Raw genomic sequence first — 22,988 nt, 5'->3', positions numbered from 1 at the left:
AAAAAATGCAGAACGACACGATACTTTCTTCAGAATTCTCATCATCACCAGAATTGGTAGAAAAGCTGTATCAATATGGTATAACGAAGAATTACCATCAAGGAGATATTATTCTAGATGAAAATGCTTCCATCCGTTCCATTCCTATTGTGATGAAAGGAATGCTGAAAGTGATCAGAACGGAAGAAGATGGGCGTGAAATTTTACTGTACTACATCAAAGCAGGAGAAAGTTGTATCATGTCTTTTCTGGGCGGTATGCATAATGAAAAAAGCATTGTAAAAGCTGAGATTGAAGAAGATGCGGAAATTCTTTTTCTGCCGGTAGACAAAGTCTCTTTATTCATCAAAGAACATCCGGAATGGCTGGATTATATCTTCAGACTGTATCATAAAAGATTTGAAGAGCTATTAGATATCATCAATGCCATCGCTTTCAAAAAAGTAGACGAAAGACTTCTCAACCTATTGCAGAAAAAATCTGAACTCACTGGCTCTGAAACCATTCATACCACTCATGAGCAGCTTGCCAATGAGCTGGGAACCGCAAGAGTAGTGGTGTCAAGACTTTTGAAGCAACTGGAAGAAGACGGAAAACTCATGTTAGGCAGAAATAAAATTACCCTCCTGAAAGCCCTGAACTCATAAATTCTCTCTCAATTTAATCAAAAATACTCATATTTCCCTTTCTTGGAAGGGTGGCAAAAGTTCAAAGAATTTTTGACGGGGTAGTTAAAGCCATTGCGAAGCAAAGGTGAAGCAATCTCAAAGAAGCGGAATTACTCTAAATTCTTTGTGTCCTTTGTGAAACCATTAGTCTTCATTTGTGTTAAAAATCTCCTTATGTAACAAAAGTAGCTGTAGCTTTCTTTCCGCATTCCCATTTTTGCATCAGAATTAGTTGAATAAAAATGGAAATTATAGGATATGCAGCCGCAATTTTAATAGGAGTTTCTCTCGGTTTAATAGGAGGTGGAGGAAGTATTCTCACGGTTCCCGTACTTGTTTATCTCTTCGGGATTGATGCTTTTCTGGCAACAGAATATTCTCTCTTTGTAGTGGGAATCAGCAGTCTTGTAGGCTCTGTATCCTATTTTAAAAAGGGATTGGTTAATTTTAAGATGGCTTTGGTATTCGGACTTCCTTCGGTAATTTCTATCTTTCTGACCAGAATATATCTTCTTCCTTTAATTCCTGAAAACGTATTCCAGATACAGAACTTTACGGTTACCAAAAATATTTTTTTACTACTGATTTTTGCAGGCTTAATGATTCTGGCTTCCTATAAAATGATAAAAAGAAATTCTTCAGAAGAATCTTTAGAATGCATTACGAATAAGAATAGTGCTTTTCTGGCAGCAGGACAGGGTTCAATAGTAGGTGTTTTAACTGGATTGGTAGGAGCAGGAGGCGGTTTTATGATTATCCCGGCATTAGTGAATCTATTAAAAGTGCCCATGAAAACTGCAATAGGAACTTCCTTAATGATTATTTCTTTCAATTCTTTAATCGGTTTCCTCTCTTCAGTAAACCAGGTGAAAATAGAATGGAAACTGCTGGTTTCTATTACGGTGATTGCTGTTGCAGGAATTATAATGGGCTCAAAACTATCAAAAAAGATAGACGGCAAAAAACTGAAACCTGCATTTGGGTGGTTTATCCTGATCATGGGTATTTATATCATTACGAAAGAAATCTTCCTTTAATGTTCTTATGTAACAAAAGTAGCTGTACGGGAAAGCAGAAAGCTGGAAATTTGTATCAGATAACAAATCAAAATAAAATAAAATGAAAATAGAACAGATTTATACAGGATGCCTTGCACAGGGTGCTTACTATATTACTTCAGCCGGCGAAGCCGCAATTATTGATCCTTTGAGAGAAACACAGCCTTATATCAACAGACTGAAGGAAGATGGAGTAGAATTGAAGTACATCTTTGAAACTCATTTTCATGCAGATTTTGTCAGCGGACATCTGGATTTAAGCCTTAAAACCGGAGCTCCAATTGTTTATGGACCGACAGCCAATCCCGAGTTTGATGCTGTTATTGCAGAAGATGAACAGATATTTGAACTAGGAGATATTAAAATTAAGGTTCTTCATACACCAGGACACACGCTTGAAAGTTCATGTTATGTATTGATTGATGAAAATGGTAATGAAAAGGCTCTTTTTAGCGGTGATACCTTGTTCCTTGGAGATGTAGGCCGTCCTGATCTGGCACAGAAAGGAGCAAATATGACTCAGGAAGAGCTAGCAGGTCTTTTATATGATAGTTTGTATCATAAAATTCTGCCTTTACAAGATGATATTACGGTTTATCCCGCTCATGGAGCCGGTTCAGCCTGCGGCAAAAATATGCAGAAAGAAACCGTAGATACATTGGGAAATCAAAAAAGAACCAATTATGCCTTGAATCAAAAGGATAAACAGAGTTTTATACAAGAAGTAACAGATGGGCTTTTGCCTCCGCCAGCTTATTTCGGAATGAATGTGATGATGAATAAAAAAGGGTACAGTAGTTTTGATGAAGTACTTTTAAAAGGGTTGCACGCTCTTTCTCCTGAACAGTTTGAGGAAATTGCTGAAGCCTCAGGTGCTTTGATTTTAGATGTAAGATCCAATCGTGAATTTGCCAAAGGTTTTATCCCACAGTCTATCAATATAGGATTGGATGGTGATTTTGCCCCGTGGGTAGGAGCTTTAATTGCTGATGTCAGCCAGCCTATTCTGCTGGTTACTGAAAAAGGATATGAAGAAGAAGCGGTAACTCGTTTGAGCAGAGTAGGATTCGATCATATTTTAGGTTTTCTGGATGGAGGTTTTGAAAGCTGGAAAAAAAGCGGAAAGGAAACAGACTTTGTCAACCGAATCTCTGCAGAACAGTTTGAAACCGAAATCAAAGAAAAAGAAGCCAAAATCATTGATATAAGAAAAGAAAGTGAATACAACGCAGAACATATTCATGAAGCTTACAGCAAACCTCTGGCCTATATCAACGAATGGATTCATAAGATAAAACCAACAGAACATTTCTACATGCATTGTGGTAGCGGTTACAGAAGTACAATGGCAGCAAGCATCCTTCAGGCAAGAGGATACAGAAACTTTTCAGAAATTGAAGGAGGTTTTAAAGCAATTAGCTCTACAGAGATTCCTAAAAGTGATTTTGTGTGTCAGACTAAAATTTTAAATAAGTAAAAAAAATGTTAGAAATTATAAAAGAACCCTGGCCATGGTATGTTGCCGGACCATTGATTGGACTTACCGTTCCTGCTTTATTGATTATGGGAAATAAATCCTTTGGAATCAGTTCCTCGCTGAGACATATCTGTGCAGCCTGTATTCCTGCCAATGTAAATTTTTTCAAATACAACTGGAAAAAAGAGGCCTGGAATTTATTTTTTGTACTGGGGATTTTCTTCGGAGGATTGATTACATCCCAATTTTTAGTGAATCCTAATGAAATAAAAGTCAATCCCAATCTGAAAGCAGAATTGGCAGGATATGGAATCACAAATTACAGTAATCTGGTTCCGGAACAACTGATGAATTTCGAAAGCCTGTTGACCCTGAGAGGATTTATTATGATGGTAGTGGGTGGGTTTTTGGTTGGTTTCGGAACAAGATACGCAGGAGGATGCACCAGCGGACATGCAATCATGGGACTTTCCAACTTACAGTGGCCTTCTTTGGTGGCAACAGTCTGTTTTATGATCGGTGGCTTTTTAATGGCTAACCTTATTTTGCCTATCATCCTTTCCCTATAAGTATAATTTAAAAAGAGAATTGCATTATGATCAAAGAAAAAGAACAATATATATATACCACTTGTGTAAACGAAAGTACGGCTAACCATCCATGGTATCACAATCTGAAATACCTCGCCGCTGGAATTATTTTCGGGATTATTTTTGTGAAAGCAGAAGTGATCAGCTGGTTCAGGATACAGGAAATGTTCCGTCTGCAGTCTTTCCATATGTACGGAATCATTGGAAGTGCCGTATTGGTAGGAATGATTTCAGTGTGGCTGATTAAAAAATTTAAGGTAAAATCAATTGATGGGGAACCTATTACTCTGGCACCTAAAAAGTTTAATAGAGGTCAGATCTATGGAGGATTGATATTTGGTTTTGGCTGGGCCATTACTGGAGCCTGTCCCGGACCTCTTTTTGCTCAGATTGGAACAGGAGCTTTAGCAGTATCTGTTACTTTGTTAAGTGCAATTGCCGGAACATGGGTATATGGATATTTCAGAGATAAACTGCCTCATTAATATCAGATAAATTATAAAAAAGACTGCAGAAAAAATCTGCAGTCTCTCAAGTATAAAAATTATGAATAAATGAAGTTCTCCGCACCTAAAGCCATATAAAGATTTATACGCTCTATTCTGTACTGAAGTTCCAGATTGATGAGGTTCATTTCATTTTTCAATAGGTCCCTTTGTTTACGAATCAGTACAAAACTGTTGCTGGTACCGACCTTTATTTGTTTTTCAGTAAGAGAAATATTGTTTTTCAGTTCATTGACAGCATTAGTTGTATAAGTCATCTGTTTTTCAATAGAACGGAGATTTGCTAAAGAAGATTCCACTTCGTTCAATGCATTCAGAACAGCTTTAGAATATTCTTCAACGACTTGTTTCTGCTGAGAATTTTTTACTTCTACATTCTTTTTAAGCTTTCCACCATTGAATAGAGGAGAAACTAATCCTCCGCCCACTTTTATTAAAGGGTTGGAAAATAAAGAATTAATAGATTCCACATTACTTCCTGCACTCCCAAGCGATGAGCTTATATTTAATGATGGAAGTCTTGCCGCTTTAGCTTCCTGTACTTCATAAAAAGCTTTTTCGATCTGGAAATGACTCGCCTGTATGTCTGATCTGTTTTCAAGAAGCTCCAGAGGAAAAGATTCAGGAATACTGCTTTTTACAGAATTAAAGAAATTCTGGGTTGCCAGTTTTCCCTCCGGATACTTTCCGGTAAGAAGTTCCAGAGACCTTCTCGACTGCATATTGGCATTTTTAATCTTTTCAAGATAACCCTGCAGGGAAATAATTTCGGCAGAAATATTGGACACATCAATAGCATTTGCCGTTCCAACTTTCTTTTGAATAATGTAGAGTTTTTCCAGGTCTTTGGTCTTCTGAATATAACTTTCAATCTTATTTTCCTGAATGTTTCCTGCAATATTCAGAAAATAAGCTTTGGCAATCATTCCTGCAATAGACTGATGAAGCAGTGTATTCTGATGTTTTGCAGAAAAATAGCTGCTGGTGCTGGCCATCTGTGAAGATTTATTTTTGCCCCAAAGGTCAATTTCCCAATTGGCTTTTAACGCAAGACGCTGAACCTGACTGCCACTAACCAGATTATTCGAAGTGTTGGCTACAGCACTTACGCTTGGATAAAGGTCGCTTCCGGCAATTTCCATTGCCAGCTCAATCTGGTTAAGCTTTTCTCTGGCAATAATCAGATCTGCATTATACAACATTCCTTCATTAATCAAAGCTTCAAGCTGTGAGGTCTTAAGATCATTGATCCAGTCATAGGAAATTGATTTTGAATTTGCTTTTCTGTCAAAAATCCAGTCATCCGGAATTTGTATATGAGAAGCAATTTCACTTTTTTCTTTCAGCTCATTTATATTTTCCTTCGTAGCTTCTTTATAACCGATGCATGAGCTTAAGCTTACAGAGAGCACGCTCAATAAAACTAACTTTTTATACATGTTAATGAAGTTTAGGAATCAGGAAGTTGATTTTACTGTTGATTCGCACCATTACTTTTCTGATAAGATGAAGAGGTTTAATATGATCAGAATAGATCACAGCCATTCCTCTTGCTCCCACTGTAAGTTGTTTCTGGTTATCTTCCAATACAAACTTGGCAATCAATTTTCCATCGGTCTCAGGTAATTGTCTTGCCGTATCAGGAAGTCCTGCCGTAGAACCATTTCCACCCAGCATTCCTCCTGCATTATTCATGATTCCCTGGCTTGTAGCATCAATTACATATTCAAGTTTAGCTTTTACCACTTTTCCAGGTTCTGTTTTAAGAGCAAGCTCTACTTCATTTCCATTTTTTACAGATTCAAGCTCGTTCTGAGCAAAAAATCCAATAACTGACTGCTGCTTCTGAATCAGAACAAATGCTGATTTGAATGGGGCCATAATAGCTCCTTCATTCAGCTGCACATTCGGAATTATCCCATCTGTTGGTGCTAAAACAACGGTCTGGGAAAGATTCCATTTTGCCTGATCCAGCTTAGCCTGAATCTCAGATACTGATGAATTTTCTCCGCCATAAGAAGCATTGGACTTTGTTTCCAAAGACTGCTGTTGTGATTGTGCAGCACTGATTCTTGACTGAAGATCGCGGACATTCGTGATCGCCTGTTCAAGATCGAACTTGTTGGCTGCTCCTGCCTGTACAAGCTCCTGATATTGAGAGACTCTTTTGTTGGCAAGATCAAGCTGCGACTGTAATGCCGTAATATTTTTTCTGGAGGCCGAAATGTCTGCATCATAAGAATGTACAGTGGCTTTCATACTGCTCAGTTTAGCTTCCAGTGATTTAATTTCCTGTAAATAGGGCTCCCTGTCAAGCATAAATAAAGTATCTCCCTTTTTTACTTCCTGGTTGGTACTCACATATACTTTTTTCACCTTTCCCAAAACCTGCGTAGTAATATCCACACTTCTGTTTCCCACCTTTACATCAGAGGTAATAGGGCAATAATAATTTAAACTTAATATCAAAGCGATAGATCCGAAGATAGGCAATGAATATACAATTACCTGTGTGGTAAATGTCCACGGGATCAGTTTTAATTTTTTAATAAGAAGCCAGCATATTCCGGCATATATTGCAACTAGTAATTCCAGCATGTTTTTTAATTTTCGATAGGTTTTAATTCTTCTTCAGGCAAATCTGTGTTGTCTTTCTCTCTTTCAGGAGCCGTCTGGTTTCCATAGTCATAGTTGGCCCAAATTAAGGCAACCGGCCATAAAAGACCGCCAAAGATCAGAGAAAGAAGACACATACTTTTGATAGCGTTCAGCTGGGGATGGTTTTTCTTTTCTGCTACTTTTTCCGGGTAAATATGAACTTTCCAGAAGAGATAAATCCCTGCAATAGGCAATACAAATAAGATAAGCCAGGATGCTCCGTCGGCTATTTTGTCTTCAATATTGCCTGTAGATGCCTGAGCAAAATTGCATGCCAGTAACAGGCAGAGAATGGTGGTTATTCTTTGCATAAATATATAATGGTAATAAAATTTTGACTTAAGAAAATACAGATTCAGATCCCGATGAATATCCGGACAATCACATATTAATCCTGTTAAGAGGTAAAGACTATTCTATAAGATGGAATGCTTTGAAGATGATTATATTTTTTTTCATTTGGTTTTTTTATGTGTGAAGAACAAGTTTTTGACCGGACAAAATTATACTGAATGCAACAATTAAAAATATTCTTAAGTTATTTTTTTCCTTGATTCTTTTTTTTATTGTCACGGGCAGTTATACGGGAAAGAGAATTAGGAGTAATACCCAAAAAATTGGCAATATACTTTCTGTTTGCATTTTGACACACAAACGGATGGCTGCTCAGGAAATCTTCATAGCGGGAAAGCGGAGAACTTTTGCAAAACTGTTCTGTACGTGCGGATAAGATGCTGATAATCTGCTTTAAAGATTTTAAGTACAAATTGTAAATTCCTTTATGCTGAAATGCAGTCTGCTCAAATTCGCCTTTATTAAAAAGAAAAATTTGAGAATCAATGACAGCCTGTATGGTATACTTTTTTGTGCCTTCCGGGGAATAAGATTCCGGGCTTTCCATAAAAGCAACCTCTTTTTCTGAGGGCAGAAAAGTATTGATTTCAACTCCGTTTTCATCATCAAAGAAAAATCTCAGAAGACCACCTGTCAATATAAATAAATGGTTAAATGGCTGGCCAGGCTCTAAAAGTTTTTCTTTTTTCCGAAGAAGTTTGGGAGTACTGATGCTTGCAAGGACCTGAATTTCTTCATCAGATAATTCCTTAAAGCAATCCATTCTTCTAAACGTTTTAAACATAAATATTCATTATAATAACCAATATAAAAATAAGAAAAAATAGGAAAGAAAAAATAGTGAAAAAGCCATAAGACTTTCAACGAATTTTTTTAAGATATTTGCTTTGTATTAAATAATTTTGACATACAATGAACAATAACCGAAGAAGTTTTATTAAAAAACTGGGAATTGCCACAGCAGCCCTTACCATTAATCCTTTAGATGTGATGGCCGGAAATCTGCCTGAAAGTAAAAAAATCGTCAACAAACCTATTGTACTCTCCACCTGGAATTTCGGATTAAAAGCCAACGAAGAAGCTTGGACAATCCTTGGAAAAGGAGGAAGAGCTTTGGATGCTGTAGAAAAAGGAGTCCGTCTTGTAGAATTAGATCCAAAAGAAAGAAGTGTAGGATATGGAGGACGTCCGGACAGAGACGGAAGGGTAACGCTGGATGCTTGTATCATGGATGAAAATTATAATATCGGTTCTGTAGCCTGCCTGGAATATGTTAAAAATCCTATTTCTGTAGCCAGAGCTGTCATGGAAAAGACACCACACGTTATGCTGGTTGGTGACGGAGCATTACAGTTTGCCCTTTCACAAGGTTTTAAAAAAGAAAATCTTCTCACTCCCGAATCAGAAAAAGAATGGAAAGAATGGTTAAAGACCAGCCAATATAAACCCATTGCCAATATTGAAAATCACGATACCATAGGAATGATTGCTTTGGATGCCCAAGGAAATCTTTCCGGTGCCTGTACGACGAGTGGAATGGCTTTCAAAATGCATGGCAGGGTAGGAGATTCCCCAATTATTGGAGCAGGTTTGTTTGTAGATAATGAAGTGGGAGCGGCTACAGCAACAGGTCATGGTGAAGAAGTGATAAGAACCGTGGGAACCCATCTTGTGGTTGAGTTGATGAGACAGGGCAGAAATCCACAGGAAGCCTGTAAAGAAGCTGTAGAGAGAATTGTAAAAATCAATCAGCGAAGAAATAAAAATCTGAAAGATATTCAGGTAGGTTTTATAGCCATCAATAAACAGGGAGAATATGGATCTTATTGTATTCAGGATGGATTCAACTTTGCCGTTTATGATCAGAAAGGAAACCGCCTTGAAACTCCTGAATTTGCTTTGAAATAATTAAAAATTCAATAGAAATGGGCTTCAGCCCATTTAAACAAATAAAAGATACCCATTGGCTTTAGCCAAAACATAAAACAAATATGAAAAGAACGATTATCGCTTCCTTGTTTATGATTATTGCTTGCAAGGAAGAAAAGAAGGAGATAAAAAAAGATGGTGAAATCCAGCCAATAAAAGAAAAAGTAGTTTTGCATAATGATTCCAATGAAGCTGAAGAAGCCCAAAAATGGTTGGAAAAAAGTATTGTCTACTATTTTAAAGCTGATATTGGAAGTGAAGAAAAGAATATGCAGAAGATCACCACAAAAGATTATTTTGATTATAAAACTGATGCAACAAATGTTAATCTGGATGTAGACGGAAGTCTTACCGACAAAGAATTTCAGGATAAATGGAAGTCTAAGTTTGATACCAGTAAAGCTGGAGTCGGCATAGGATTTTTGATCTCTGCTCAGGATTGGAACAGTATTGAAGTAGAAAGTTGCGATTTAAAGTCGTCTTCAAGGGATGAATATATATTCAATGTAGTATTGAGAGATGATGGCTTCAAAGCTCAATATCCCTCTGTGATAAAAGTAGTAAAAGAAAACGGTTCTTTTCTGATTGCGGATGTATGGCAAGACGAACCGAAATAAAATTTAATAGATACAATACAATGTCAAAAATAGAAATAGCTTGTTTTAATCCTGAATCAGCAGTAATTGCTTTTGAAAATGGGGCAGACAGAATCGAATTATGTGATGGACTCAGTGAAGGTGGAACTACTCCGGATTTCGAAACCATGAAGAAGCTTCGTGAAAAAATTACGGTCCCGATTTTTGTGATGATTCGTCCAAGAGGTGGAGATTTTACCTATTCGGATTCGGAATTTGAGCAGATGAAAAATGATTTGGTTCATTTAAAATCTTTACATGCAGATGGTTTTGTATTCGGTATCCTGGATGAAAATGATGAGATTAATATAGAGCAGAATAAAGTTTTAGTCGAATTGGCAAAACCGCTTCCATGTACTTTTCACCGTGCCTTTGACCGTGCCGCAAATCTGGAAGATTCTCTGGAAAAAGTAATCGAATGTGGTTTTACAACCATTCTTACCTCCGGTCAGAAACCGAATGTATCTGAAGGAAAAGAAAATCTTAAGAAACTTGTTGAACTTTCCGGTGGAAGAATAGAAATCCTTGTTGGAGGCGGACTTCGCTCATCCAATATCGAAGGGATAAGAGCCTTTACCCATGCCGGATACTTCCATTCTTCAGCCATTACGGATGGTGGGGCTTTTGCCAACCCGGATGAAGTGGTTGCATTGAAGAATAAATAATATGCACTCTGGTTGTCATTCCAAGCGTAGCGGGAACTTAACCAATAAAAATAGAGATTCCTTCGTACTTCGGAATGACAAAATCACTGCTATGGTAACAATACAAAACAAATTTATTGATGAATAAAACGATCCTTTTTGTTTTCCTTTTTGTGCAGAATATCCTTTCCGCGCAGTTTTCACAAAGAAGCTTGTCTTTGGAGAACTGGCAGTTTAAAAATTCAAAAGATCAAAACTGGCTTCCTGCGAAAGTTCCGGGAACCGTTCATCTGGATTTAATGAATAACAAGGTGATTCCCGATCCTTATCACGATGAAAATGAAAAGAAAGTACAATGGGTTGAAAATGAGAACTGGGATTATCAGACCTCATTTACTATTTCACCTCATGAACTAAAGAACGACAATATTGATCTTGTTTTTAACGGTCTGGATACATTTTCAGAAATTTATCTTAATGGAAAACTGTTAAAGAAAACAGATAATATGTTCAGGAAATGGGAAATTCCGGTGAAACCATATCTGAAAACAGGAAAAAATACAGTTCAGATTAAGTTTAAATCTGCAGTGAATACCGGAAAGGAATTAGCGAAAAAAATTCCGTTCACCCTACCGGAATCACCAAGAAGTTTTGTGAGAAAAGCACAATATCAGTTTGGCTGGGATTGGGGACCAAGATTGGTTACGGCAGGAATTTGGAAAGATGTTCAGCTGGAATTCTGGAATAAGGCCAAAATTATAACTGTTAAAGATATTCAGAAAAGCACCTCTGGAGCTTCTACAGACTTACATTTTGACATAGAAATTTATGCTGAAAATGCAGGAGACTATACCTTAGATCTTAATAAAACCCACAGAAAAGTATCTCTGAAAAAAGGAATCAATACAGTCTCTGTTCCTTACGAAACTGGCGGAATGAAGCTTTGGCAGCCTAACGGGCGTGGTGAGGCTCATCTCTATGATTTTGAAGTAAAATTAGCTAAAGATCAGAAAAACATTGATGCTAAAAATCTCAGAATAGGATTAAGAACGGTAGAATTGGTTCAGGAAAAAGACGAAAAGGGAAAATCATTCTATTTTAAAGTGAATGGACAGCCATTATATATCAAAGGAACAAACTGGATTCCGGGAGATAGTTTTTCACCTAGGATGACCAAAGAAAAATACCAGAAACTGATCAAAGATACCAAAGATGCCCATATGAATATGATCCGTATCTGGGGCGGAGGTATATATGAAGAGGATGAATTTTACAAAGCCTGTGATGAAAACGGTATCCTGGTCTGGCAGGATTTTATGTTTGCAGGTAGCTTTTATCCGTCAGATGAAGCATTTTTAAACAATGTAAAAGAAGAAGTAAAAGATCAGGTGAACAGACTTCAGAATCATCCGTCCATTGCTCTGTGGTGCGGAAATAATGAAATTGATGAAGCGATTGTCAACTGGGGCTATCAGAAACAGTTTAAATATTCAAAAAATGACTCTCTTCAGGTTTGGAAAGATTATAAGAAGCTGTTTCATGAGGTAATTCCTAATGCATTGGCAGAAAATCTGAAATCGGATAAAAATATATATTGGCCAAGTTCTCCCTCCATTGGTTGGGGACATAAAGAAAGTCTTACCGAAGGAGATTCTCATTACTGGGGCGTTTGGTGGGGTGAGCAGCCTTTTGAAATTTACAACGAAAAAGTAGGGCGTTTCATGTCTGAATATGGCTTTCAGGGTACACCTAGCCTTGAAACTACAAAATCAATGTTCTCCGGAACTCTGGATTTAAGCTTTCAGAATCCAACCATTAAAGCTCACGAAAAGCACGCCCGTGGCTGGAACATCATTAATGAATATCTGAAGCGTGATTATAAAATTCCAACAGATTTTACGCAATACAATTACGTTTCACAACTGTTACAGGCAAGAGGAATGCAGATTGCTATTGAAGCTCACCGCCGTGCAAAGCCTTACAATATGGGAACCTTGTATTGGCAGCTGAATGATTGCTGGCCGGTAGTTTCCTGGTCTTCCATTGATTATCTTGGAAACTGGAAAGCCTTCCATTATCAGGCGAAAAGAAGCTTTGAACCTGTTTTGGTATCAATAGCGGAAACCGAAAAAAGCTATGATGTCTATCTGATAAGCGATCTCCTGAAAGAACTGAAAACAGAGACAAAATTTGAATTGATTGATTTCAAAGGAAAAATACTTTGGAAAAGCAGTCAGTCAGATAATGTAAAAGCTGATGTAAGTAAGAAAATACGAAGTATCATTAAATCAGAACTGGGTCAGTTTGATTTGTCCGCAACTGTTTTAAAGGTCAGTTCCGAAAAAGACACAAAATTCGAAAAGCTGTTCTTCTTTAGTAAACCAAAAGATCTGAAACTCTTACAACCTGATATTAAAATCAGGAAAATATCACCCACTGAAATTGAAATTTCAACAGATAAGCTGGCTAAGGACATTTATTTAATCGGCGATACTCACTTCAGCGATAATTTCTTTGACCTGCTTCCGGGAACTTCAAAAAGAATTACCCTTTCAAAACCTTTGGAAAATATAGAGGTGATGAGTCTTTGGGAGGTGATAAAGAAGTAAAATATATTCTGAAAAAATTATTTCAAACAGTTATGAATTTCCGGAAGGTAGATCTCCCAACCTTACAGGTTTTGAAAACCTGTAAGGTATTATACTGGAAAGTTTCATTAGAAATTCTACCGAAAAAAATATAAATTTTACCCTTCCAACTCAAAAATCAGCCGTAAATTTGCCTCATATTTTATTACAGTTATGGTAAATTTTGTTCTGATTGCAGTGTGTATCATTGCAGGAATGATATTCAAAGCAACAAAATCTATCCACCCCGATGCTCACAAAGGCATCAATACCTGGATTCTTTATCTTGCTCTTCCGGCAGTTTCGTTTAAATATCTGCCCAAAGTAAAATGGACAACAGAAATGCTGTTCCCGATTGCAGCCACATTTTTAATTTCTGTGTTCTGTTTCTTTTTTATGATGTTTTACAGTAAGAGCAGAGGATATTCAAGGCGGTCCAGGAGTACTTTAGAACTGGCAAGCGGATATAGTAATACCTCTTTCATCGGATTTCCATTGATCAGTGCTTTTTATGGCGAAGGACTTTTGAGTATTGCCATTATCTGTGACCAGACCATGTTTTTTGCCCTTTCAACCCTGGGAATTATTGCTGCAGTAAAAGGGGGAAGTAAGTCAGGAAAGGTGAGTGCAGCATTTATTTTAAAGAGATTAATAACATTTCCACCATTAATTGGCTGTATTTCTGCTTTGGTATTGTCTCAGTTTATTGACTTTACTGTTGCGGAACCATTTTTTGATAAGCTGGCAGCAACGGTAAGTCCGTTAGCTCTGTTTTCAGTCGGGTTACAGCTGAAATTCAACGGATGGAAAAAACTGATTCCTCAAATGTCGATGTCCATGCTTTATAAATTGATTCTGGCACCCGCAATTGTTCTGGGAATGGCTCTGTTATTCGGAATAAAAGGAGATGTGGCTAAAATTACAGTATTTGAAGCAGCGATGCCAACCTTGGTTACTTCAAGTATTATTGCAGAACAGTTCAGGCTGAACTCAAAACTGACCAACCTGATCATTGGAGTCAGTATCATTGTAGGATTTATTACGTCTGCATTCTGGTATCAGATTACAGAACTTCTTTTTTAGTCATTCATGAATCCTTTCTTCGATCCTTTCTGAATTTGTGGTTGTTCTTTTATCTACACACTTTGTCATTCCGCAGAAATCCAGCCTGTCATATCATTATTTTTGATCAATGTAATTCTAGACATTAAAAAATATCTGAATGGGTTACATTACTACGGAATAGACAAAAATAAGGAGAAAGTAAAGAATAGAATGCAGTTTCAGGTTCTTGGTTAAAGATTACTAAAGAATCTCCACAAAGTTGCAGTTCTCTCAGGAAAATTCTAATTTTACACTTTAAATATTTCCCTTGCAATACGCTCAAATTGTTTTACCCCTCAACCTGAAAGGATCTTTCACTTATAAAGTTCCTCAGGAAATGATGTCTGAAATCCAGCCTGGAATGCGTGTTCTGGTACCGTTTGGCGGGAAGAAGATCTATACGGGAATCGTGTTTGAGCTTCATGATAATGCACCGGAAAACTTTGTAGCCAAGGAAGTCATCAGCATGCTGGATGATCAACCGATTCTTCCTCAGGAACAGATTGATTTCTGGAACTGGCTTTCGGAGTATTATTTGTGCAGCCTCGGAGAAATTTACAGGTTTTCGTTTCCTTCTTCTTTAAAACTGGAAAGTGAAACCTATTTAAAACTAAAACCAGGAGCCATTATAGATTTTGAAAATCTGGATGTTAACGAAATGTATCTGGTTCAGGCATTGGAAGTACGACAGCTAATCAATCTGACGGATATTGAAGCTTTTATTCCTAAAAAAGATATCATCAAAACCATCAATTCTCTTATTGATCTTCAGTATATTGAAATTGATGAGAAAATTGCTGAAAAGTATAAGGCCAAAGAAGTGGCTTACGTAAGAATTAATGATGAGGTTCTGGCCAATCAAAATCTTACGGATATTCTTTTAAAACTGAACAGAGCTCAAAAACAGAAAGATCTTTTCCTTCTTATATTGGAAAAACAGACGGAACATCCTGATGTTCCCCTCAAAAAATCTGAACTGTTTGAAGACGGTTATTTCGGAAGTTCCCACTTCAAACCTTTGGCAGACAAAGGTCTTGTGGAGGAATACTTTATGCAGAAAGACAGGATTGAAAGCTATGAAGGAGAAATTGAGGAACTTGAAGAGCTTTCCGAACAGCAGAAAATAGCAAAAGCTGAAATTGATGAAGCTTTTGAAGAAGGGAAGAATGTTCTGCTTCATGGCGTTACTTCATCAGGGAAAACCCATATCTATTTAGAGAAAATTGATGAGTGCGTCCGTGATGGAAAGAATGTTTTGTTTTTGCTTCCGGAAATTTCGCTTACCAAACAGATCACCCAGAGATTAGAAAAGAAGTATGGAAGACAGCTCGGTTTTTATCATCAAAAACTGACCGATTTTGAAAGGGTAGAAGTCTGGAGAAGAATTAAGCAGAACGACATCCGTATTCTGATCGGAACCCGTAATGCTTTGTTTTTACCTTACCGGAATCTTGGGCTTATTGTGGTTGATGAAGAACATGATTCTGCGTACAGACCAAGGGAAGTTTCCCCTTATTTTAATGCTAAAGACGCTTCTCTGGTTTTAGGTAGGCTGTATAACGCAGGAGTGATTTTGGGATCAGCTACCCCTTCTGTTGAAAGCTACTACAGTGCCAGGAAAGATAAAATGAAATACGTTTTTCTGAATGAAAGATTCGGGAATGTCAATCTGCCGGAATATGAACTGATCAATTTCAAGGAAGCTCAGGAATCTAAAAAGGTTTCAGGGAATTTTTCTCTGAAGCTTATCGAAGAGATTAAGAAAACGGTGGATGAAAAGAATCAGGCAATCGTTTTACACAATCGTCGTGGCTATTCCAATGTCATAGAATGTGAAAGCTGTGGCTATGTGAACTACTGCTCTAATTGTGATGTGGTCATGACGTATCACAAAGCGGCAAATGAAATGAAATGCCACTATTGCGGGCAAAGAGCTTCAAAACCGAAAACCTGCCCGAAATGTAATTCTGAAAAGCTGAACGAAAGAGGAGTAGGTGTAGAACAGATTCATGAAGAGGTTACCAAATTGTTTCCGGAAAATGAAGTAGACAGGATGGATGTAGACTCCATGCGCAAAAAATTCGCCTACGAAAAATTGTACGAGAAGATTGAAGACGGAGAAACAGATATTATTGTAGGAACCCAAATGATTTCCAAGGGACTGGATTTTGATCATATTGAACTGGTGACAATTCCTAAAGCGGATTCCTTATTATATGTACAGGATTTCAGAGCGGAAGAAAGAGCGTATCAACTGATCACACAGGTTTCGGGAAGGGCTGGAAGAGTTTCCGGAAAAGGGAGAATCCTTATTCAGACCTTTAATCCTGATCATTCCGTATTTCAGCTGATCAAGATGAATAATCCTGCCAAGATCTATAAATATATCCTTACAGAACGTCAGAAATTTCATTATCCGCCTTTCACCAAGCTCATTATGATTGAGTTGAAACACAGAAGAGAGGATAAAGCCGATCGGGCATCACAGTTTCTGGGCTCTATTCTCAGAAAATATCTTCCTGAAGAATGTGTTTTAGGTCCGGAAAGAGCACCGATTGCAAAACTGAATAACTTCTATCAGTTCCAGATTATGCTGAAGCTTCCCCGTGGGAAAAACTATGAGAAATTCAAAAACATGGTTTTGATAAGTTTGAAAGAATTTGATGAAATCACTGCGTATCAAAGCATTAAAAAAGATGTTTTTGTTGATTTTTAACAATTTTTAACAAACTTTACACTCTTTTATAACGGGGCGGTGGTCCGTTATATAACAATAATTTCTACTTTTGGACGTTGATTAAGTGTTTGGCTCTTTTACTGAATGATTTAACCTTTCATTTTTTATAGAGTCAAAACTACAGAACAAAAAGAAGATAGATGGTAAATTTCAGAAAATATATTTCAAGTGCGGCGGTGTTGGCTTCTGGTCTTTTCCTGGCTCAATCTACCGTATCTACCGTTCTTTATTCCCAGAATTATGACAATCAGAAAAGCAGTTTAAACCTGCCTTCACCCGTTACCACGATGGTGGAGAAAACTGTTTTGTCAGCAAAAGAACTGGTAGACATTAATGTAAACACAATGATGGCGGATCCTGTGCTGAAAAATGCAACCTGGGGATTCGTAGTGTATGATCCTAAAACGAAGAAGGTAATCTCTTCGTACAACGAAAATACTCCTTTAGTACCTGCTTCTACTACCAAACTGCTTACAACGGAAACGGCATTAAATATGCTGGGTGAAAACTACCGTTGGATGACTCAGCTGGAGTACTCAGGAACAATAGATGAAAATGGAGTGTTGAATGGAAATCTTTATGTAATAGGAAGCGGAGACCCTTCTTTGGGAACCAACAAAGCTGGTGCAGCATCTTATAGAGATATTATTTCAGATTTCGTAGGCGGTGTTTCAAGAGAGGGAATCAAAAAGGTAAATGGTGATATTATCATTCAGACAGCGCTTTTCAAAGGCAATATTTCAGTGCTTCCGGAAAATGTTGTATGGTTGGAAAACAATAATTATTATCTGCCTGCAGGAAGTACCCGCGATATCAACCCGGCTAACGAAAAACTGATCGTTAAAAAAGGAGGTTTCTCTACAGAAAAAAAATTCTTCTACGTTTCTCCTTACAATCATCAGATGGTGTATGCTGACAAATACGAAGGAAACGGAGTTTTAACAACCAAACTTCCTGATGCACCGGCTTATCTTGCCAACTCTTTCAGAACAACACTGGTGAAAAGCGGAATTCCTGTTACCGGAAAAGTAACTCCGAAAATGACAGATGCTGCGCCGGAAAACAGAAAAATGCTTTCAGCGTATAAATCACCTACTTTAAATGATATTATTTATTATACCAACCAGCACAGTGACAATTCATTGGCAGAAGCTTTGCTGAGAACGGTAGGATATCAGAAAATGGGTGACCAGACTTCAGAATCCGGAAGAATAGTGGTGACTAATCACCTGAAAGAGGCAGGTTTTGATATGGTTGGACTTAATTACATCGATGGAAGCGGATTGTCAAGAAGTAATAATGTAACCCCGATTTCCCAGGTGAAATTTCTTACTTCTCTGATGGATCAGAAATACTACAGATCTTATCTGACTTCTTTGCCTATCGGAGGACAATCCGGAACATTGAAAAGAATGTTCAATGCAGGAGGTAACGGACAGGTTTTTGCGAAAACAGGAACTTTGAACAAAGTAAAAACATTAGCCGGTTATCTGAAAACCAATTCAGGAAAAACGTTGGTTTTTTCTTTAATGGTGAATAACTATTCCGGATCAGTAGATATGGTGAAGAAAAGAATGGAAAAAATTCTTGAACCCGCATTAGATCTTTAAAAATTTTTTATTTTATATATTATAACAGCCTTTTAATCATTGATTAAAAGGTTTTTTTTATATTTGATTAAATTTTTCTAAACATGACAAAATTGTACCTTTTGGTGTTGGGATTTCTATTTTCCCAACAGTTCTATAGCCAGAAGCAAGAACAAAACATTGATATGAAGGGACTCATTGAAAAAGAGAAAAAATCCTTCACTCAAAAAATGAATATCGGGAATACCAATCCCAATACGCTGAATTATGACTTGCAGTATCAGAGAATGGATGTGAGCCTGGATCCTGCGGTGTATAATATTTCCGGTTCGGTAACTTCACATTTTAAACCTAATCAAAATATGGGAAGCATTTATTTTGATCTTTCCAATTCGTTAACGGTTTCTCAGGTGAAATACCACGGAACTAACATTACAAGCTTTCAGCAGCTTCCTTCAAAAGAACTGAAGATTGATTTTCCGGCTTCCATTCCTGCCAATACACTGGACTCTCTTACCATTTATTATGCTGGAGCACCGTCCACAAGTAATGATGCATTCAAAACTGCTCTTCAGAGCGGAACTCCGGTACTTTCTACTTTGAATGAACCTTATGGCGCCCAGGACTGGTTTCCGACAAAGCAGAGTTTAAATGATAAAATTGAAAGATTTGATTTTAAAATTACAACTCCCTCAAACTACAGCGTGGCAGCCAATGGAAAACTGATGTCTGAGACTTTTCCTACCGGTGGCACTAAACTGACGTTCTGGAGAACAATGTATCCTACGCCGGCTTATCTGATAGCACTGTCGATTACCAATTTTGTTAAACTTACTGATACCATTGGAAACCCTCCGTTTCCTTTTGTCAACTATATCTATCCGTCCACAAATTCAAATGCAACGAGCATTGCGAATATCAACTGGACAAAGCAGGTAATGGATACTTTTGAAACCTATTTTGGGACTTATCCTTTCCGTAATGAAAAATACGGACACATGGAATTTATGTATGGTGGAGGAATGGAGCATCAGACCATGTCTTCCATGGGTGGATGGAGCAAGCAGCTGATTGCCCATGAGCTTACTCACCAGTGGTTTGGAGATAAAGTAACCTGTGGTGCATGGAATGATATCTGGCTGAATGAAGGTTTTGCAACTTTTGGAGAACACCTTGCCAATGAAAAACTATTGATGACCAATACAGAATTTTTGAATTACTTGCAAGGTCAATCTAACTACATTACTGCAAGTACAACAGGAACTGTATATGTCCCGGATTCCGGACTTTCCAGCATCAACAGGATATTTGACAGCAGATTGTCTTATGCTAAAGGAGGATATGTTTTGAGAATGCTGAAGTGGATTTTAGGTGATGCTGCATTTTATCAGGCACTTAAAGATTATCATGCGAGGCCGAACCTGGCATACAACTATGTGCGTACAGCTGATTTTAATGCTTCTTTGCTTCAGTCTACCGGAAAAGACTTTACAGAATTTTTCAATGACTGGGTTTATGGCGAAGGATATCCTACTTACACCATCAAGTGGATGCAGGGCGGAAATCAGGCTTTATTTAAAGTTTCTCAGACGCAAAGCAGTGCTAACGTTAGCTTTTTTGAAATGCCTTTACCTATTAAAGTAACCGGAACTGCAGGTCAGACTGCTTATTTTGTTCTTAATAATACATCCAATAACCAAAGCTTTTTACAATCGGTAACATTCCCGATCGCAAGTGTTCAGTTTAATTATGAATACCAGATTCTTGAGAAGAACTCTACTGTTGTTCAGGATAATACATTAAGTGTTTCTTCTGTTGAGAAAGAAGAATTTGGTTTGTATCCGAACCCTGCAAAAAATGAAATTAATCTGAAAGGAATTAATAAGGCTATGGACTTTACGATTCATGCCATAGACGGAAAACTGGTAGGAAAAGGAACATATCATCCAGGTAAAGCGATTGGAATAGCAGAATTAGTTCCGGGAGCTTATTTCATTACGATTGATGAAAAGAATATTAAATTTATCAAACATTAAAATGAAAAACGGTAAAGTATGAATGATTACTTTTACCAAAATCAATCAAAATATCACAAAAGAAGCTTTCAGATTTGAAAGCTTCTTTGTTTTCTTGCTGCTCTGGCTCCCCTTTTTCTGGCTGTTTTCACTTTATACTCAAACCATTTTTCTTTGAACACTTTTCTCATGAGATTATCAAAATGTCTGGTAATGACCAGATTTTTAAATCCACGCCATTTTTCAAGGGCACTTGACGGCAGCGCTCTTACTGATATCGAATAACCTTCCGTGTCATATTGAATATAATGCCACCAGCCGGAAGGAATATAAAGGGTTTCTCCGGGATGAATGACAGCTTCATAACCATTTAAATAAAGTAGCGCCGGATATTTTCTGTAATCTGGATTTTTAATTTGAGCCAGACTGTGGAAGTTGTAGGGGAGTTTATACATGAAGTCAGACTGTTCCCACGGGAAGAGCCAGATTCTTTTGATTCCCTGAAATTGTGTGATAAAAACATGGGACATGTCAATATCAATATGATTTCTGGTTACAGAACCTTCTCCTCCAAAAAACATAAAGGGCAGCCATTTCAGTATTTTACCATTCGTTACATCATTGTAGATGAGATCATTCTTCAATTCAGGTTTTATTTTTAATAAATTAAATAAGAAAAGCCTGTGTTCAGTGGGAGCAGATTGGATGAGATCCAGATATTCTGAAAATGTAGTCTGTGCAATAGGATCACTGGCCACTCTGTCCAGGGAATCAAGCTCACTGCCGTAGATATTCACCATATGATCTCCTGCAACTTCTTTGAAATACTCATAATTCCACTTTTTGAAAGCTGGACTTTCCGGATGAACAAAGTCTTCAATAATAACCGGAACTCCTGGCTTCATATAGTTTTTAATAAAGGTTTCTGAACTGATCATCTTTATTTTTTGTACCGGCTTTAATCTCATGCATTAAAATTTTAAACAAATATAAATATTATCCTACTAAATTTATAGACTAATAATGTTAAAACTGAAATCTATATTCATTTTTTAGAATTAAGCATATAAAAGGTTTTATTTTACTGCCTTTTTAGTAAATTAGCATATCTAAAAAATTACTAAAAATGATCTCTGAAAAATACCTTCAACATTTACAGAACGAACTTCAGAATATTGAGAATGACGGACTTTACAAAAGAGAAAGAATTATCACTTCTCAGCAGAGCGCAGAAATAGAAGCAAACGGAAAAAAGCTTTTGAACTTCTGTGCGAACAATTATCTGGGATTATCCAACCATCCGGAAGTGATGAAAGCTTCTCAGGAAATGATCCAATCTCACGGATACGGAATGTCTTCTGTACGTTTTATCTGCGGAACACAGGATATTCACAAGGATTTGGAGAAAAAAATTGCTGATTTCTTAGGTCTTGAGGATACTATTCTTTACGCAGCAGCATTTGATGCCAACGGAGGTGTTTTTGAGCCATTGTTTACAGAAGAAGATGCTATTATTTCAGATGAGCTGAATCACGCATCAATCATTGATGGTGTTCGTTTGTGTAAAGCAGCGAGATACAGATATAAAAACAATAATATGGCTGATCTGGAAGCTCAGTTGATTGCAGCTTCTGAAAAAAATCACCGTTTTAAAATCATCGTTACGGACGGAGTATTTTCAATGGACGGTATCGTAGCAGACTTAAAAGGAGTTTGTGACCTTGCCGATAAATATGATGCCTTGGTAATGGTAGATGATTCTCACGCAACAGGTTTCATCGGAAAAACAGGTCGTGGAACTCACGAAGCTAATGAAGTAATGGGTAGAGTAGACATCATTACTTCTACTTTAGGAAAAGCTTTAGGAGGAGCTTTAGGAGGATTTACTTCCGGTAAAAAAGAGATCATTGATATGCTGAGACAGCGTTCAAGGCCTTATTTATTCTCCAACTCTCTGGCACCGGGTATCGTAGGAGCTGCTTTGAAAGTATTGGATATGATTTCTGATGATACTTCTCTCCGTGATAAAGTAATGGAAAATGCAGAATATTTCAGAACGGAAATGAAAGCAAAAGGTTTTGATATTCCTGATGGAGATGCTGCCATTGTTCCGGTAATGCTTTACGATGCACCACTTTCTCAGAAAATGGCTGAAAAGCTTATGGATGAAGGCATCTACGTTATCGGATTCTTCTATCCTGTGGTACCGAAAGGAAAAGCAAGAATCAGAGTACAGTTATCAGCGGCTCACACCAGAGAACATTTGGATAAAGCGATTGCTGCTTTTGAAAAGGTTGGAAAAGAATTAGGAGTGATCTCTTAATTATTGAAGTGGCTACCACAATAAAAATATAATGTTCGGCTCGGGCAGCTTTGCTGCCCCGAGCCGAACTATTT

Annotated in this window: 19 protein-coding genes; 14 read left to right on the top strand and 5 right to left on the bottom strand. The window is 37.4% G+C overall.

Annotated elements, in window-relative coordinates; translation table 11 throughout:
• The first annotated feature begins 5 nt into the window (after nt 1–5).
• From KBP46_RS07350 to KBP46_RS07330, 5 genes are all read left to right on the top strand, one after another.
• A complete protein-coding gene (locus tag KBP46_RS07350) occupies nt 6–647 on the top strand; it encodes a Crp/Fnr family transcriptional regulator (protein ID WP_062671045.1) in 642 nt (213 codons plus the stop codon).
• A gap of 263 nt (nt 648–910) precedes the next feature.
• Nucleotides 911–1,705: a sulfite exporter TauE/SafE family protein gene (locus KBP46_RS07345; protein WP_216445025.1), complete on the top strand. Its 795-nt coding sequence runs from the start codon at nt 911–913 to the stop codon at nt 1,703–1,705.
• 82 nt (nt 1,706–1,787) lie between these two features.
• A complete protein-coding gene (locus KBP46_RS07340; protein ID WP_216445024.1) occupies nt 1,788–3,203 on the top strand; it encodes a rhodanese-like domain-containing protein in 1,416 nt (471 codons plus the stop codon).
• 5 nt (nt 3,204–3,208) lie between these two features.
• Nucleotides 3,209–3,772 carry a YeeE/YedE family protein gene (locus tag KBP46_RS07335; protein WP_062671038.1) on the top strand — a complete coding sequence of 188 codons (564 nt, stop codon included), beginning with the start codon at nt 3,209–3,211 and terminating at the stop codon, nt 3,770–3,772.
• 26 nt (nt 3,773–3,798) lie between these two features.
• Nucleotides 3,799–4,278, top strand: a complete 480-nt coding sequence (locus KBP46_RS07330; RefSeq protein WP_123278038.1) for a DUF6691 family protein — start codon at nt 3,799–3,801, stop codon at nt 4,276–4,278.
• Nucleotides 4,279–4,337: 59 nt separating this feature from the next.
• On the opposite strand, the gene KBP46_RS07325 is transcribed toward KBP46_RS07330, so the two are convergent.
• From KBP46_RS07325 to KBP46_RS07310, 4 genes are all read right to left on the bottom strand, one after another.
• The gene (locus tag KBP46_RS07325; RefSeq protein WP_216445023.1) at nt 4,338–5,738 is read right to left on the bottom strand and encodes a TolC family protein; all 1,401 of its coding nucleotides are present in this window, start codon (nt 5,736–5,738) and stop codon (nt 4,338–4,340) included.
• Between the two features lies 1 nt (nt 5,739).
• Nucleotides 5,740–6,897, bottom strand: coding sequence for an HlyD family secretion protein (locus KBP46_RS07320; protein ID WP_216445022.1), 1,158 nt, complete (start codon nt 6,895–6,897; stop codon nt 5,740–5,742).
• Between the two features lie 5 nt (nt 6,898–6,902).
• Nucleotides 6,903–7,268 carry a DUF3302 domain-containing protein gene (locus tag KBP46_RS07315; RefSeq protein WP_216445021.1) on the bottom strand — a complete coding sequence of 122 codons (366 nt, stop codon included), beginning with the start codon at nt 7,266–7,268 and terminating at the stop codon, nt 6,903–6,905.
• A gap of 227 nt (nt 7,269–7,495) precedes the next feature.
• Nucleotides 7,496–8,095, bottom strand: coding sequence for a Crp/Fnr family transcriptional regulator (locus KBP46_RS07310; RefSeq protein ID WP_228432251.1), 600 nt, complete (start codon nt 8,093–8,095; stop codon nt 7,496–7,498).
• 128 nt (nt 8,096–8,223) lie between these two features.
• On the opposite strand from KBP46_RS07310, the gene KBP46_RS07305 reads away from it, so the two are divergent.
• From KBP46_RS07305 to KBP46_RS07270, 8 genes are all read left to right on the top strand, one after another.
• Nucleotides 8,224–9,219 (top strand): isoaspartyl peptidase/L-asparaginase family protein, encoded by a 996-nt coding sequence (locus tag KBP46_RS07305; RefSeq protein ID WP_062671028.1) that lies wholly within the window; start codon nt 8,224–8,226, stop codon nt 9,217–9,219.
• Nucleotides 9,220–9,302: 83 nt separating this feature from the next.
• Nucleotides 9,303–9,857, top strand: coding sequence for a hypothetical protein (locus KBP46_RS07300; RefSeq protein ID WP_216445020.1), 555 nt, complete (start codon nt 9,303–9,305; stop codon nt 9,855–9,857).
• A gap of 20 nt (nt 9,858–9,877) precedes the next feature.
• The gene (locus KBP46_RS07295) at nt 9,878–10,540 is read left to right on the top strand and encodes a copper homeostasis protein CutC (RefSeq protein ID WP_216445019.1); all 663 of its coding nucleotides are present in this window, start codon (nt 9,878–9,880) and stop codon (nt 10,538–10,540) included.
• A 119-nt stretch (nt 10,541–10,659) separates the two neighbouring features.
• The gene (locus KBP46_RS07290; protein ID WP_216445018.1) at nt 10,660–13,128 is read left to right on the top strand and encodes a glycoside hydrolase family 2 protein; all 2,469 of its coding nucleotides are present in this window, start codon (nt 10,660–10,662) and stop codon (nt 13,126–13,128) included.
• A 192-nt stretch (nt 13,129–13,320) separates the two neighbouring features.
• Nucleotides 13,321–14,229, top strand: coding sequence for an AEC family transporter (locus KBP46_RS07285; RefSeq protein WP_062671019.1), 909 nt, complete (start codon nt 13,321–13,323; stop codon nt 14,227–14,229).
• Nucleotides 14,230–14,518: 289 nt separating this feature from the next.
• Nucleotides 14,519–16,966 carry a primosomal protein N' gene (priA, locus tag KBP46_RS07280; protein WP_216445017.1) on the top strand — a complete coding sequence of 816 codons (2,448 nt, stop codon included), beginning with the start codon at nt 14,519–14,521 and terminating at the stop codon, nt 16,964–16,966.
• Between the two features lie 161 nt (nt 16,967–17,127).
• The gene (gene dacB, locus KBP46_RS07275; RefSeq protein ID WP_216445016.1) at nt 17,128–18,597 is read left to right on the top strand and encodes a D-alanyl-D-alanine carboxypeptidase/D-alanyl-D-alanine-endopeptidase; all 1,470 of its coding nucleotides are present in this window, start codon (nt 17,128–17,130) and stop codon (nt 18,595–18,597) included.
• Nucleotides 18,598–18,680: 83 nt separating this feature from the next.
• Complete coding sequence (locus KBP46_RS07270; RefSeq protein WP_216445015.1) at nt 18,681–20,612, top strand: M1 family metallopeptidase; 1,932 nt, start codon at nt 18,681–18,683, stop codon at nt 20,610–20,612.
• A gap of 68 nt (nt 20,613–20,680) precedes the next feature.
• On the opposite strand, the gene KBP46_RS07265 is transcribed toward KBP46_RS07270, so the two are convergent.
• Nucleotides 20,681–21,559 (bottom strand): cupin-like domain-containing protein, encoded by an 879-nt coding sequence (locus KBP46_RS07265; RefSeq protein ID WP_062671011.1) that lies wholly within the window; start codon nt 21,557–21,559, stop codon nt 20,681–20,683.
• 158 nt (nt 21,560–21,717) lie between these two features.
• On the opposite strand from KBP46_RS07265, the gene kbl reads away from it, so the two are divergent.
• A complete protein-coding gene (gene kbl / locus KBP46_RS07260; protein ID WP_062671009.1) occupies nt 21,718–22,914 on the top strand; it encodes a glycine C-acetyltransferase in 1,197 nt (398 codons plus the stop codon).
• Nucleotides 22,915–22,988 lie beyond the last annotated feature (74 nt).

Source organism: Chryseobacterium sp. PCH239, from assembly GCF_018924625.1.
Lineage (GTDB): Bacteria > Bacteroidota > Bacteroidia > Flavobacteriales > Weeksellaceae > Chryseobacterium > Chryseobacterium cucumeris.
This window is presented reverse-complemented; position numbering and strand designations above follow the sequence as displayed.